Origin of the sequence: Streptomyces sp. WAC 06738, assembly GCF_003945505.1 — a bacterium.
In the GTDB taxonomy this organism is placed as follows: Bacteria; Actinomycetota; Actinomycetes; order Streptomycetales; family Streptomycetaceae; genus Streptomyces.
The window spans coordinates 5263305-5277676 of sequence record NZ_CP029618.1; the positions used below are offsets into that span (position 1 = coordinate 5263305).

Here is a 14372-nt window from a genome sequence, read left to right on the forward strand (position 1 = left end):
GGTGAGGCGCGCCCGCGTCTCAGCCCTGCGGGGGTGCGGCCGGGGTCAACTGGGCGCGTAGCTCCTCGGGCCCGGTCACCGGGGCGGCGCAGACGAAGCGGCGGCAGACGTACGCGGCGGGAGCGCCGTCGACGAGGGGCCGGTCCGCGAGGAGGGGAACGGCGTCCGGATCCTCGGGCAGCGCGGCGGCGTGCCGTGCCCCGGCGGGTTCCGCGGTCGCGGCCTGCGCCTCCCCCCTGCCGGAGGGCGGCCCGGCGGCGACCACCGCGCCGGGGGCGGGGGAGAGGAGGGCCGTGCGGTGGAGTTCCGCGCGGCGGGGATCCTCCGGGGAGCCGACGACGGCGACCTCCCGGGGGCCGTCCAGCGCCGCCTCCGCCGCCGCCAGGCCCCAGCCGACGAAGCGGGGTGCCCGCGGGCCCAGCTTCGCCACGATGCCGAGGGCCTCTTCCGCGGCCTCGCGGTGCCGTTCGCTGCCGGTGTACGCGGCGTAGGAGAGCAGCGCCGCGGCGGATGCCGTCCAGCCGGACGGCGTCGGGTTGTCCGTCGGGTCCTGGGGGCGCCGGATGAGCCGTTCGGCGTCGTCGGCGGTGTCGAACAGCGTGCCGCCCTCGCCGCGGAACCGGTCGAGCACGGTGTCGAGCATCAGCCCGGCGAGGTGCAGCCACGTGCCCTCGCCGGTGACGGCGGTGAGCGTGAGGAAGCCCTCCGCCACGTCGCCGTAGTCCTCCAGCACACCGGCGTTGTCGCCGGCCGCGCCGCCGCGCGAGGTGCGGACGAGCCGGGCCACCGTGCCGGGCCCGCCGGCGCCGTCCGTCATGTGCACCCGTACCAGCAGGTCCGCCGCGGCCACCGCGGCGTCGACCAGGTCCGGCCGGTCGAAGTACGCGCCGATCTCGGCGAGGGCGGCGATGGCCAGCCCGTTCCACGCGGTGACCACCTTGTCGTCGCGGAACGGCCGCGGCCGTTCCGCCCGCGCCGCCGTCAGCCGCTCCCGTACGGAGGCGATCCGCCCGGCGTCGAACGGCGTGCCGGTGTCCGGCAGTTGCAGCACCGAGGCGCCCTCCTCGAAGGTCGCCGCCTCCGGCGCCCCGGGCACCCCGTAGTACGTACCCGCCAGCGCCGCGTCCTCCGCGCCGAGGACCTCGCGCAGCTCGCCGGGCGTCCACACGTAGTACGCGCCCTCGGCGTGCCCGCCGCCGTCCGGCCGGTCGCTGTCGGCGTCCAGCGCGGAGGCGAAGCCGCCCTCCTCGGTGCGCAGTTCGCGCACCATGAAGTCCGCGGTCTCCAGCGCCACCCGCCGGGCAAGTTCGCTGCCGGTCGCGCGCCAGAGATGGGCGTAGACGCGGGCCAGCAGGGCGTTGTCGTAGAGCATCTTCTCGAAGTGCGGGACGACCCACTCCGCGTCCACCGAGTAGCGCGCGAAGCCGCCGCCGAGCTGGTCGTAGATGCCGCCGCGGGCCATCGCCTCGCAGGTGGCCTCCACCATCTCCAGCGCCGCCGCGGAACCGGTGCGGGCGTGGTGGCGCAGCAGGAACTCCAGCACCATCGGCTGCGGGAACTTCGGCGCGCCGCCGAACCCGCCCCGTACCGCGTCGAACTCCTTCGTCAGCTCCAGCAGCGCCCCGTGCACCTCGGCCGCCCCGGGCGCCCCGCCCGCCGCCGCGCCGAGCGTCCGCCCGGCGAGATCGGCGGCCACCCGCGCCGCCACCTCGGCAACCTCCCCCCGCCGGTCCGCCCACGCCGCCGCAACCCCCTGCAGCACCTGCCGGAACGACGGCATCCCGCCCCGCGGCCGCGGCGGAAAGTACGTCCCGAAGTAGAACGGCTCCGCGTCGGGCGTCAGGAACACCGTCATCGGCCACCCGCCCTGCCCGGTGGCGGCCTGCACCGCCTCCATGTACACGGCGTCGACGTCGGGCCGCTCCTCGCGGTCGACCTTGATGCTGACGAACCCGGCGTTCAGCTCCGCGGCGGTCGCCTCGTCGGCGAAGGACTCCCGCGCCATCACATGGCACCAGTGACAGGAGGCATACCCCACCGACAGCAACACGGGCACGTCCCGCCGCCGCGCCTCCTCGAAGGCCGCCGGCGACCAGGGCCACCAGTCGACGGGGTTGTCGGCGTGCTGGAGGAGGTACGGGGAGGTCTCGTGCGCGAGTCGGGTCGCCATCCGGCCATGGTGTCACTGCCGGAGCCCGGGACGCCGATCGGCACGACCCGGCATCCGGTGTGACAAGCCCTGAAGGCACGGCCCTGCTCGCCGCCCTCCGCCCGGACCCGGCAACCATGATCACGCACCAGGAGAACGGCAGAGCGTGCGTACGGGTGCGGGCTGGTGCTGATCCGATGATCCGCCGACCTGCGGGCTAGCGCTGGCGGTAGCCGTCCAGGAAGGTGCCGATGCGGGTGATGGCGTCCGTCAGGCCGTCCTTTTCAAGGAGGGTGACGATGCGGAAGTGGTCCGGACGGGGCCAGTTGAAGCCGGTGCCCTGGACCAGGAGGATGTTCTCCGCGCGGAGGAGGTCGAGGACGAAGCGGGCGTCGTCCTTGATCTTGTGGACCTTGGGGTCCAGGCGGGGGAAGGCGTAGAGGGCGCCCTTGGGCTTGACGCAGGTGACGCCCGGGATCTGGGTGAGCAGGTCGTACGCGGTGTCGCGCTGGACGAGGAGGCGGCCGCCCGGGAGGATCAGGTCTTTGATCGACTGCCGGCCGCCGAGGGCGGTGGCGACGATGTGCTGGGCGGGGACGTTGGCGCACAGGCGCATGTTCGCCAGGATCGTCAGGCCCTCCAGGTAGCTGCGGGCGTCCTGCTTCGGGCCGCAGACGGCCAGCCAGCCGCTGCGGTAGCCGGCCACGCGGTACGCCTTGGAGAGGCCGTTGAAGGTGAGGACCAGCAGGTCCGGGGCGTAGGTGGCGGTGGGGGCATGGGTGGCGTCGTCGTAGAGGATCTTGTCGTAGATCTCGTCGGAGCAGAGCACCAGGCCGTGGCGGCGGGCGATGTCCGTCAGGCCCCGCATCAGCTCCGCGTCGTAGACGGCGCCGGTGGGGTTGTTCGGGTTGATGACGACCAGGGCGCGGGTGCGGTCCGTGATGCGGCGCTCGATGTCGTCGAGGTCGGGCATCCAGTCGGCCTGCTCGTCGCACCGGTAGTGCACCGGGGTGCCGCCCGCCAGGGAGACCGAGGCGGTCCACAGCGGGTAGTCCGGAGCCGGGATCAGGACCTCGTCGCCGTCGTTGAGGAGGGCCTGCATGGACATCTGGATGAGCTCGGAGACGCCGTTGCCGAGGAAGACGTCCTCGACGTCGAGGTCGATGCCCTTGGTCTGGTAGTGCTGCATCACGGCGCGGCGGGCGGGGAGGATGCCCTTGGAGTCGCCGTAGCCGTGGGCGCTGCCGGCCGTGCGGAGGAGGTCCTCCAGGATCTCCGGGGGGCACTCGAAGCCGAAGGGGGCCGGGTTGCCGATGTTGAGCTTGAGGATCTGGTGACCTGCCGCCTCGCGCCGCATCGCCTCTTCGAGCACGGGGCCCCGGATGTCGTAGCAGACGTTGGCGAGCTTCGTTGACTGGATCACCTGCATGCGGCCACTGTACGGCCCGGTCCCCGGCCCCGCCTCCGGATAACGTGCGAGGCCCGTCACACGGCCGAGGGCCCGCCGGGGCCGGTCCGGAGCTGCCACAATGTCCGGATGGCGGCCCAACCCCCCACCGGCACACCGACGTTCGCCTCCCTCGGGGCCGGCACGCTCGCCCTGGTGAACGACGAGCCCGTGGCCGCGCCCGGCGACGACATCCTGGGCACAGGACTGGCCGCCGCGCAGCTCGCCCGGCTGCTGCACGCCTCCCGCGCCTCGACGCCGTTCACCCTCGCCGTGGACGCCGGCTGGGGGATGGGCAAGTCCAGCCTGATGCGGCTGGTCGACGCCAGGCTGCGGGCCGAGCCCGACGTGGAGACGGTCTGGTACAACGCCTGGACCTCCACCGGCGCCGACGCCCTCGAAGGGCTCGTGAAGTCGGTGCTCGTCCGCTTCGAGCGGCGCACGCTCAAGCGCGCGCTGGCGCGCATCTCCCGGGCGCGCGCGGTGACGCGCGGCGTACGCGCCGTCACCACGGTGCTCGGCGGGGCGGTCGGCGCGGCCGGGCTGGTCGACGAGCTGTGGACGAGCTGGGCCGCGGGACCCGAGGCGCGCAACGGGATGCGCGAGGAGATCGACCGCATGGCCCGGGAGTGGGCCGGGAACCGGCCGCAGCGGCTGCTGGTCGTCTTCATCGACGACCTCGACCGCTGCTCCGAGGAGACGGTCCTCGCCGTCTGCGAGGCCCTGAAGATCTACCTCGACGTGCCGGGGCTCGTCTTCGTCGTCGGCTGCGACCGCTCCGCGCTCGGCCCCAGCGGGCTGCTGCGCGACCTGTCGCCCGCGGGGTCCGCGTTCATGGAGAAGATCTTCCAGACCAGCTACCGCATCCCCGTCGCGGACAACGACGGCGTCGGCCGCTACGTCGAGTGGTGCGCCCGCACCGCGGGCATCGAGGGCATGCTCGACGACGCGCTGAAGAAGCTGCTGGTCGAGCGGTCGGGGCGGAACCCGCGGCGGATCAAGCGGCTGGTCAACGGCTTCGTGCTGGAGGCCACGCTGAACCCGGTCTGGTCCGGGTTCCGCCCCGAGGCGGTCATCAGGACGCTGCTGCTGCAGTACTTCTATCCGGAGTTCTACCGGATGATGACGGGCGCGTCCGGTGCCCCGGGCGGTGACGTGGTGCAGGAGTTCACGACCTACCGCCGGGTACGCCGCACGCTGCTGTCGGCGGTGCCGTCGGAGACGCAGGTGTCGTCGCCGGAGTTCGCCTCGGCCGACGAGGTCCGCGCGTTCTTCGAGCAGTACGAGCTGTCCGCGCCCGGGAGCCGGGGAGAGGCGGAGCACGGGCTGGAGCAGATGGAGCGGCGGCTGCCGGTCGGCTTCCCCGAGCACGCCGACGACCAGGGGTTCACGTCCCTGCTCGGCGAGCTGTTACGGGTGCCGGACGCGGAGCGGCTGCTGGTGCTGCTCCGCGAGGGGGCGCCGGTGGCGGTGGAGGGGACGGGCCAGGCGCAGCCGCCGGTCCCGCTCCCGTACGTCGACGAGCGGGGCGTGCTCTCCGGCACCTGGGGTTCGTCGGCGGGCGGCGGGCCGTACGAGGCCCGCGTCGCGTACCCCGAGCCGTACCCGGGGACCTCCCGGCCGGTGACGGGCCAGCAGGCGTACCCGCAGCCGGGCCAGCACCCGTACCCGCAGGGCCAGAACCCGTACCTGCAGCCGGCCCAGCAGGCGTACCCGCTGGGCCAGGGCCAGCCCCAGCCGGCCTACGCGAGCCCCCTCCCCCCGCAGGGGGGCAGCGACCTCGGCCGCCCGCTGCCGTCCTCGCTCGCGCTGGAGGGCCTGCGGATCCTGTGGGTCGACGACCATCCCGGGAACAACGCCTCCCACGTCGGCCGGCTGCGCGGCCTCGGCGCCAGGATCGCCCTGGCGCGGGATCGCGGGGAGGCCGAGCAGGAGCTGGCCGCCCTCCCGTTCGACCTGCTGATCTCCGACATCACCCGCGGCGGCGAACAGTTCGCGGGCCTCGACGACCTGCGGGCCTGGCGCGACTCAGGGACGTACGGTGGCCGCGCCGTCTTCCTGTCCAGCCGGGTCACTCCCGAGCGAGAGGAGGCCGCGGCCGGCCTGGACGCCCGGATCTTCAACAGCGGGGACGCCCTGCTGGGCTACGTCATGGAGCTGGCCGCGTCCCTCAGGGCCCTGCGCGCCTCCGCGCCGCCCGCCCCGGAACAGTCCGCTCCGGGACCGCCCGCCCCGGACCCCTCCGGCGCCGAACCGTCCGCCCCGGCACCGCGGTCGTCCGCCGCCCCTCCCGGATGACGAACTCCCCGCCCACCAGCACGTACGGCACCCCCACCGGACCCCGCCGCGGCTCGTCGTACGTCGCCCCCGCCGCCACCGTCGCCGGGTCGAAGAGCACCAGGTCCGCCACGTAGCCCTCCCGCACCAGACCCCGGTCCGGCAGCCGCAGCCGGGCCGCCGGGCGGGCGGTGAGGTGGTGGACGCACTCCTCCAGAGTCAGCACGCCCAGCTCGCGCACGTAGTGCCCGAGGTAGTGCGGGAAAGTGCCGTACGCCCGCGGATGCGGCTTCGCGCCGTGCAGGATGCCGTCGCTGCCGCCGGTGTGCGCCGGGTGGGCCATGATCGCCCGGACGTTCTCCTCGTGCCCGACGTGCTGGAGGATCGTCGTCGCCAGCCGGTCGTCCAGCAGCAGCCGGCGGGCCGCGGCGAAGTCCGGCAGCCGCCGCCCGACCCAGTGCGCGAGCGCCGGGTCCCCGACGCCCGAGACCTCGATCGTCGACCAGTCCATCGGCACCCCGTGCGACCCGTCGGAGCCCTCGACGTCCAGCGCGTGCCCGATCCGCGCCGCCGTGTCCGCGTCCCGCAGCCGCGCGAGCGTCGTCTCGGGACCGCCCACCGCCGCCCAGCTCGGCAGCAGCGCGCCCAGCGTGGTGCAGCCGGCCAGGTACGGGTAGGTGTCCAGAGTGACGTCCACGCCCTCGGCGAGCGCCCGGTCCAGCAGGGCGGTCAGCTCGGCGGCGCGGCCGGCGTTGACGTCGAAGTTGAGGGTGGCGTGCGCGAGGTGCAGCGCGCAGCCGGCGTCCCGGGCGAGGCCGAGCATCTCGGCGTACGCGCCGAGGGCGCCGGCGCCGTACGAGCGGTGGTGCGGGCAGTAGTAGCCGCCGTACGCCGCGACGACCCGGCACAGCTCGGTAAGCTCGGCGGTCGGCGCGTACATCCCCGGCGTGTACGTCAGCCCCGACGACATCCCCACCGCGCCCTGCTCAAGCCCCTCCGCGACCAGCCGCTTCATGTGCGCCAGCTCGTCGTCCGCGGCCGGCCGGTCCTCCCAGCCCAGCGCCAGCATCCGCACGGTGCCCTGCGGTACGAGGTAGGCGGCGTTCACCGCGATCCCGTCGCCGTCCGGGCCGCGGTCGAGGCGGTCGAGGTACTCGCCGACTGTGCGCCAGTCGAACGCCACCGCGTCGTCGCCGGGACCGCCGCCGTTCCAGCCGGCGATCTGGCGGCGCAGTTCGCCGAGCGTGTGGTCGTCCACGGGCGCGTACGACAGCCCGTCCTGGCCGATGACCTCCAGTGTCACGCCCTGCGCGGCCTTGGCGGTGTGCGCGGGGTCGCGCAGCAGGGCGAGGTCGGAGTGGGCGTGCATGTCGATGAAGCCGGGGGCGAGGACGAGGCCCCCGGCGTCGAGGACGGTGCGTCCGGTGAGCCGCGGGCCGACCGCCGCGATCCGGCCGCCGGCCAGCCCCACGTCGGCGCGGTGTCCCGGCGCTCCCGAGCCGTCGACGACGAGGGCGCCGCGGATCACCAGGTCCATGTCTGCCGCTCCCCGGCGCCGCTCAGAAGAAGGTCCGTACGTACTCCGTGACCGTACCGTCCTCCTCCACCAGGGGGATGAGCTGCCACTTGTCGAAGATCGTGCACGGGTGCGAAAGGGCCAGCGCCACCCAGTCCCCGACCTCCGGCTCCACCCCGCCGGGGGCCACGTCCAGCCAGGCGTGCTGGTCCGAGAGCTTGCGTACGGTGATGCCGGTGGCCGCCCGCTCCGCGCCCGCCCCGCCGGCCGCGTCGAACCTGCGCACCGCCGCCGGCACCGGCAGGTCCAGGTCGTACGCGGCGTCCCGCTTCCCGGCGTTGACGAACGCCTGCCCCGGCTCCGGCCGCGAGACCACCTGAGTCCACAGCCGGAACGCCGGCGTCAGCGACCCCTCGCCCGGCACCCGGTTGAACGGCGTCACCCGGGTGTAGTGCCCGTCGTCGTGGCTGATGTACGCGCCCGAGCGCAGCAGCTTGAGCACCGGGCACGACAGCTCCGGCGCCGCCGCGAAGCCGTCCGCGACGGCGTCGAACCATGCGCTGCCCCCGGCGCTCACCACGATCTCGCCGGTCTCCGCGAAGAGCCCCGCGGCGTCGAACTCCGCCGCGAGACCCAGCAGCCGCGCCATCCAGCCCCGTACCACCGCGGCGTCCGCGCCCGGCGCCTCCGCCTCGTACCCGGCGACCCCGACCAGCCGCAGCGTCCCCGCCCGCGCCGCCGCCTCGGCGACCGCGCGGCAGTCGGCCTCCGTACGCGCCCCGGTGCGCGCGCCGGGGCCCGCGCCCAGCTCGACGGTGACCTCCACGGGCCGCGTCGCCCCGGCCGCCCGCAGCGCCGCGTCCATCAGCTCGACGCCGCGCACCGAGTCGACGTAGCAGACGAGCCGGAAGTCCGGGTCCGCGGCCAGCTCGGCGGCGAGCCAGCGCAGCGCGGCCGCGTCGACCAGCTCGTTGGCGAGGAAGATCCGCCGGACGCCGAAGGCCCGCGCCACCCGCGCCTGGTGGGGGACCGCGACGGTGATGCCCCAGGCGCCGTGGTCGAGCTGGCGGGCGAAGAGCTGGGGGGCCATCGTCGTCTTGCCGTGCGGTGCGAAGGCCAGCCCGTGCGCGGCGGAGAAGCGTTCGAGCGCGCCGAGGTTGTGCGCCAGCGCGGGCGCGGAGAGCGTGAGCACCGGGGTGGTGAAGCCGCCGGTGAAGAGCGAGCGGCGCTCGGCGGCCAGCTCGCCCACCGTGAGGCCGGCCGCGTCGGGTGGCAGGCCCTTGAAGCGGTGGTCGATACGTTCTTCCGCCAGCTCGGCGAGCGACGCCATGAAGCCCTCCAGCAGGTTGGTTGCGCAACGTGCAACGTGCATTGCGTATATCGACACCGCTGTCTAACATCCGGGCGAACGGCTGGTCAACGGCCGGCGGTACGCAGCCGGTGGTCGCAGCCGGCGGTACGGAGCTACGAGCCACGGCAGCGGGAGGTCGCGATGAGCCAGTCGGTCGGCCGCGCGCTCGCCATCCTGCCCATGCTCGCCGAAGGACCCGCGGGCCTGGAACAGGTCGCCACCCGCCTCGGCGTGCACAAGACCACCGCCATGCGGCTGCTGCGCACCCTCCACGAACACGGCCTGGTCTACCGCCAGGACGACCAGCGCTACCGCCTCGGCGCCCGGCTCTTCGCCCTCGCCCAGGCGGCGGCCGAGAGCCTGGACGTCCGCGAGATCGCCCACCCGCACCTGGTGAAGCTCGGCGAGCTGACCGGGCACACCGTGCACCTCGCGGTCTACGAGGACCGCGAGGTGATGTACATCGACAAGGTCGACAGCCGCTACCCGGTGCGGATGTACTCGCGCATCGGCCGGCCCGTCGCGATCACCGTCGCGGCCGTGGCCAAGCTGCTCCTCGCCGACCTGCCGGAGCCGGAGCGGCGCGCCGTCGCCGAACGGCTCGAATACCCCATGTACACCCCCCGTTCGACGCCCGACGCGCAGGCCCTGCTCACCGAGCTGGCCGCGGTGCGCGAGCAGGGGTGGGCCACCGACTTCGGCGGCCACGAGGAGTCCATCAACTGCATCGGCGCCCCCATCCGCGGCGCCGACGGCCGTACCGTCGCCGCCTGCTCCCTGTCGGCGCCGAACGTCGTCGTCACCGCGGACGAGCTGATGACCCTCCTCCCGCAGCTCCGCCGCACGGCGGCAGCGATCAGTGACGACTACTCCGGAAGAGTGCCCGCATGAGCGACAAGGCCCAGAAGACCGACGTCACCCCCGCCACCCACGTACCGCCGCCGGCCCGCTTCTCCGCGGGCGTGCGCAAGGGCAACATCCTCCAGGTCGCAGGACAGGTCGGCTTCCTGCCGGCCGAGGAGGGCAAGCCGCCGACCCCGGCGGGCCCGGACCTGCGGGCGCAGACCGAGCAGACGCTGTCCAACGTCAAGGCGGTGCTGGAGGAGGGCGGCGCGTCGTGGGAGGACGCGGTGATGATCCGCGTGTACCTCACCGACACCGCCCACTTCGCCGAGTTCAACCAGATCTACGACGCCTACTTCGCGGAGCTGGAGCAGCCGCCGGCGGCGCGTACGACCGTCTACGTCGGGCTGCCCGCCGGGCTGCTCGTGGAGATCGACTGCCTGGCCGTCCTCGGCTGACCGGACGCTCCCCGCTCCCCGGCCGTCAGCGCCCCGCGCCGACGGCCGGGCCGCGGAACGTCCGGCGGTAGGCGTTCGGCGTGGTGTCCAGCCGGCGCAGGAAGTGGTGGCGCAGCGTCGCCGCGTTGCCGAAGCCCGCGCGGGCGGCGATGGCGTCCACCGTGGCGTCGGTCTCCTCCAGCAACTGCTGTGCCAGCAGCAGCCGCTGGCCGAGCAGCCACTGGTACGGCGTCGTGCCCGTCTCCTGCTGGAAGCGGCGGGCGAACGTCCGCGGCGCCAGATGCGCCCGCGCCGCCAACTGCTCCACCGTGGCGTCCTCGTCCAGGTGCTCCTGCATCCAGGCCAGCACCCGGGCGATGGCATCGTCGTCGCACGTGCCGCGCACCGGCCGGTCGATGTACTGCGCCTGGCCGCCGTCCCGGTGCGGCGGGACGACCATCCGGCGGGCGATCGCGTTGGCCACCTTGCTGCCCTGCTCCTCGCGGACGAGGGCGAGGCAGGCGTCGATGCCGGAGGCGGTGCCGGCGGAGGTGAGCACCGGGCCGTCGACGACGTAGAGGACGCCCGGCTCGACGAGCGCCCGCGGGTACTCGCGCTTGAGGCGGTCGGCGAACATCCAGTGCGTCGTGCAGCGGCGGCCGTCCAGCAGCCCTGCCTGGGCGAGCAGGAACCCGCCGGTGCACACGCTCAGCACCTTCGTACCGCGCGCGACCGCCTCGCGCAGCGCGTGCAGCAGCTCGGGCGGGAAGTCGCGGTACGCGAACTTCTGGCCGGCCGGGATGGCGATCAGGTCGGCGCCGGCGAACTGCTCCAGGCCGTGCGCCACCTCGACGGGCAGGCCGGGGTGGACGGTGACGCGGCCCGGGCGCGGGGCGGCGAAGGAGAAGTCGTAGACCGGCAGGCCCTCCTCGCGGCGGTCCATGCCGAAGACCTCGGTGATGACGCCCAGCTCGAAGGCGTTGACCTCGTCGGTGAGCAGACAGACCACTTTGGAGAGCATGCGGACAGTATGCCACCGGGGTGGCAGTAATTCGAAGCCCTATGGCAGAGCTGCCACTGTTTGTGCCTGCAAGGATCCGGGATCGTAGAGGACATGAACGCGATCCTCGACTACACCGTCGGCACCCTGGTCCTGCTCCTGATGGCCGCGATCCTCGCGGGTCCGGCCCTGTACTTCGACCGGCGCGAGCGCCTCACCGACCGCCGGCTCAAGGCCGCCGAGCGCGGCGCCGACCCGGCGCCCGCCGGGGAGGTCTCCGTACGGGACGCGCTCGCCCGCTACGGCCGCGCAGCCTGACCGCAAGCCGCACGTCCAGCAACCCCCGCACGTCAGCAAGGTACGGCGCGCCCCCGGTCCCGGGGGCGCGCCGCAGGCGTCAGCCGGTGCAGTACTGCGCCTCCTTGCCGATCGAGCGGTACATGCAGTCGGCGTTCTCCAGCAGTTGCAGCACCGCGTCCCGGTTGCGGCTCGTCTCCCGGTCGATGACCTCGTCGGGCGGGTAGAAGCCGCCGCCGCTCGCCGAGCGCGGGTACATCTCGAACGTGTAGCTGAAGATCTTCTGCTCGCCCCAGAGGTAGTCGTTGACCGACCCGTCCGTGATGTAGAGGTCGCTCGACTGCTGCGGCGTGTAGCCGTTGCTCGCGGCCATCTTCTGGCCGACCGCCGCGAACGCGTCGCGGTCGTCCTGCGTCAGGCCGGGGCCCGTGTCGTTGTACGTGTACCCGTACGGCCAGAGCACCAGCTCGCTGTACGTGTGGAAGTCGATCCCCGCCTTGATCTGCTGCTTGCCGCCCACCACCCGGCTGCGCGCGAAGTCGGCGACGACCTTGACCTCCTTGGCCGACTCGGCCGCGCTGCCGCGGTAGGTCTCGGAGGACGGGCTGCCGGAGGAGCCGCCGCAGCAGCCCCAGCGGTAGTTCCAGTTGCGGTTCAGGTCCGTGCCGACCGCGGTGGAGCCGGAGTTGGGCTGGCGGTTCTTGCGCCAGCTCCGGTACGAGCCGGTGGCGATGTCGTACTCGCCGCCGTCCGGGTTCAGGTCCGGCACGATCCAGATCTCGCGCCCGTTCACGACGTCGGTGATCCGCTGGTCGGTGCCGTAGCCGTCGGCGAACTCGCCCAGCAGGTACAGCGCCATCTCGACGGTCAGGTGCTCGCGGGCGTGCTGGTGGTGGGTGAAGAGGACCTCGGGCTCGTTCTCGTCGGTGCGCACGTTGTCACTGACCTTGACGGCGACGATGTCGCGACCCTGGTACGAGGTGCCGATGACCCGCTTGCTGATGAGGTCCGGTTTCGCGGCGATCAGCCGGTCGATCTCCGCGGTCATCTCCGCGTAGTTGTGGTAGCGCGAGTCGGCCGGCGGGAAGTCGAGCGTCGTGGGTGGCTTGTCCGCCAGCCGCGCGGGCGGGGCGGGGAGCTGTTCGAGCCGGTAGCCGAGTGCGCGGAGCTGCCGGGCCTGGGCGCCGTCGGCGGAGACGACCACGGAGTGGTCGCGTGCCTCGTCGACGGACACGCCGGTGGCGGCGAGGCGGGTACGGGCCTCGCGGCCGGTCTGGCCCAGGACTTCGTATTGCCGGATCTGCCGGATCTGCTCGCTTTGCTGCGCCTGGGAGGCGCCCGTCCCGCCGGCCCGCGCCGGCTCGGCGCCGGGTTCCGCGCCGGCGGCGCTGAGGGCGCCGGCGGCGGTGAGGGCGAGCACCGCGGTCAGGGTCACCGACCGAATGCGTAGTCGCATGCCTGCTCCTGGATGTGGAGGTGTGGGGTGGTGCATGGCGACGTCGTGTCGTGTGGGGTGGTGGTGCGCGTCAATGGTTCTGAACCTGGCGTGGTCAGGTCAAGAGGCGCCCCCCGGCCTTCCGCCGCGTACGCCCTCTTGTGCGCCCGTCCGCGGATCCCTTATCAATGCCGGAGATCGCAGGGGGGACGAGCTGCGAAGGAGCCGCTCATGGCTGACCGCACCGAGCCCGCGTCCGCACCACCCGTGATGAGAAAGGCCAAGTGGCGCCATGTCGGGCCGGGGATCGTCGTCGCCGCGACCGGCGTCGGCGCCGGCGACCTGGTGGCCACGCTGCTCGCCGGCAGCAAGTTCGGCTACACCCTGCTCTGGGCCGCCGTCATAGGCTGCGTCGTCAAGATCGCCCTCGCCGAGGCCGTCGGCCGCTGGCATCTGGCCACCGGACGCACGCTCTTCGAGGGCTGGCGCACCCTCGGCGCCTGGACCTCCGTCTACTTCGCCGTCTACGTCGTCATCTGGGGCTTCGTCTACGGCGCCACCGCCATGTCGTCCTCCGCGCTGCCGCTGGTCGCGCTCTTCCCGGACGGTCCCGAGCTGAAGGTCTGGGGCATCCTCACGGGCCTGGTCGGCCTGGTCTTCGTCTGGTTCAACCGCTACGCGGTCTTCGAGAAGGTCATGACCGTCCTCGTCGGCGTCATGTTCGTGGTCGTCGTGTACGTCGCGATCCGCGTCTCCCCGAACATCGGGGACGCCTTCGCGGGACTCTGGCCCACGCTGCCCGACGACTCGCTGCTGTACACCCTCGGCCTGATCGGCGGCGTCGGCGGCACGATCACCATGGCCGCGTACGGCTACTGGGTCAACGCCAAGGGCTGGACGGACATCGGCTGGCTGAAGGTGATGCGGCTCGACAACCGGGTCGCGTATCTCACCACCGGCATCTTCGTCGTCGCGATGCTGCTCGTCGGCGCCGAGCTGCTGCACGCCACCCAGCTCACCCTGGAGTCGGGCGACAAGGGACTGGTCGACCTCGGCGACATCCTTGAAGAGCGCTACGGCGCGGCCACCGCGAACCTCTTCCTCGTCGGCTTCTTCGCCACCTCGTTCACCTCGCTCATCGGCGTCTGGCACGGCGTCAGCCTGCTCTTCGCGGACTTCGTCGAGAACGTGCGCGGCGCGGGCGGCGGCGACGGCAGCGCGCGGGAGGTCGCCGCGGGCAGCCGGGAGCGGTCGCTGCCGTTCCGGGCGTACCTGCTGTGGCTGACCTTCCCGCCGATGACGCTGCTCTGGCTCGACCAGCCGTTCGCCATCGTCATCACCTACGGCGTGCTCGGGGCGTTCTTCATGCCGTTCCTCGCGCTGACGCTGCTGTGGCTGCTCAACACCGACCGCACCCCGCAACAGTGGCGCAACGGTCTGCTCAGCAACGCGCTGCTCACCGTCTCCGGGATGCTCTTCATCGTGCTGTGCGTGCAGCAGATCAGGGACCTGCCCTGGTAGCGGGGCGGATACGGGCCCGCCCGCCCGGGTTGCGCGGGCGGGCGGGCCGTGGGCCGCCGGCGCGGCCGGCAGTGCGGGAGGCGGCCGGCCGCGGACGGC

General features: G+C 73.3%; 10 protein-coding genes and 1 pseudogene. 5 read left to right on the forward strand and 6 right to left on the reverse strand.

Going from position 1 to position 14372, the window contains the following annotated elements; translation table 11 throughout:
- Positions 1 to 19 precede the first annotated feature (19 nt).
- Positions 20 to 2170, reverse strand: a complete 2151-nt coding sequence (locus DMB38_RS23370) for a thioredoxin domain-containing protein (protein ID WP_125936807.1) — start codon at positions 2168 to 2170, stop codon at positions 20 to 22.
- A gap of 196 nt (positions 2171 to 2366) precedes the next feature.
- On the reverse strand, positions 2367 to 3578 hold the full coding sequence (locus tag DMB38_RS23375; protein ID WP_125936808.1) for a pyridoxal phosphate-dependent aminotransferase: 1212 nt from the start codon (positions 3576 to 3578) through the stop codon (positions 2367 to 2369).
- Positions 3579 to 3686: 108 nt separating this feature from the next.
- Between DMB38_RS23375 and DMB38_RS37075 the strand changes: the two are divergent.
- Positions 3687 to 4604: pseudogene (locus tag DMB38_RS37075) on the forward strand (P-loop NTPase fold protein); the annotation flags it as partial.
- 1162 nt (positions 4605 to 5766) lie between these two features.
- On the opposite strand, the gene DMB38_RS23385 reads toward DMB38_RS37075, so the two are convergent.
- Both DMB38_RS23385 and DMB38_RS23390 read right to left on the reverse strand, forming a co-directional pair.
- Positions 5767 to 7410: a D-aminoacylase gene (locus tag DMB38_RS23385; RefSeq protein WP_125936809.1), complete on the reverse strand. Its 1644-nt coding sequence runs from the start codon at positions 7408 to 7410 to the stop codon at positions 5767 to 5769.
- A 22-nt stretch (positions 7411 to 7432) separates the two neighbouring features.
- Entirely contained in the window at positions 7433 to 8761 is a 1329-nt protein-coding gene (locus DMB38_RS23390; protein WP_125936810.1) for an alanine racemase, read from the reverse strand.
- Between the two features lie 120 nt (positions 8762 to 8881).
- Here DMB38_RS23390 and DMB38_RS23395 point away from each other — a divergent pair, with 120 nt between their 5' ends.
- Together DMB38_RS23395 and DMB38_RS23400 are read left to right on the forward strand one after the other, a co-directional pair.
- Positions 8882 to 9631, forward strand: a complete 750-nt coding sequence (locus DMB38_RS23395) for an IclR family transcriptional regulator (protein WP_125936811.1) — start codon at positions 8882 to 8884, stop codon at positions 9629 to 9631.
- Complete coding sequence (locus DMB38_RS23400) at positions 9628 to 10041, forward strand: RidA family protein (protein WP_018834583.1); 414 nt, start codon at positions 9628 to 9630, stop codon at positions 10039 to 10041. The genes DMB38_RS23395 and DMB38_RS23400 overlap by 4 nt, the downstream gene beginning before the upstream one ends.
- Positions 10042 to 10066: 25 nt before the next feature.
- On the opposite strand, the gene DMB38_RS23405 is transcribed toward DMB38_RS23400, so the two are convergent.
- On the reverse strand, positions 10067 to 11041 hold the full coding sequence (locus DMB38_RS23405; RefSeq protein ID WP_125936812.1) for a helix-turn-helix domain-containing protein: 975 nt from the start codon (positions 11039 to 11041) through the stop codon (positions 10067 to 10069).
- A 93-nt stretch (positions 11042 to 11134) separates the two neighbouring features.
- Here DMB38_RS23405 and DMB38_RS23410 point away from each other — a divergent pair, with 93 nt between their 5' ends.
- Positions 11135 to 11338 (forward strand): hypothetical protein, encoded by a 204-nt coding sequence (locus DMB38_RS23410; protein ID WP_125936813.1) that lies wholly within the window; start codon positions 11135 to 11137, stop codon positions 11336 to 11338.
- A gap of 79 nt (positions 11339 to 11417) precedes the next feature.
- Here the strand turns inward: DMB38_RS23410 and DMB38_RS23415 are convergent, their stop codons facing one another.
- The gene (locus DMB38_RS23415) at positions 11418 to 12773 is read right to left on the reverse strand and encodes a M14 family metallopeptidase (RefSeq protein WP_125936814.1); all 1356 of its coding nucleotides are present in this window, start codon (positions 12771 to 12773) and stop codon (positions 11418 to 11420) included.
- A 210-nt stretch (positions 12774 to 12983) separates the two neighbouring features.
- Here DMB38_RS23415 and DMB38_RS23420 point away from each other — a divergent pair, with 210 nt between their 5' ends.
- Positions 12984 to 14273, forward strand: a complete 1290-nt coding sequence (locus tag DMB38_RS23420; RefSeq protein ID WP_125936815.1) for an Nramp family divalent metal transporter — start codon at positions 12984 to 12986, stop codon at positions 14271 to 14273.
- The last annotated feature ends 99 nt before the right edge of the window (positions 14274 to 14372 follow it).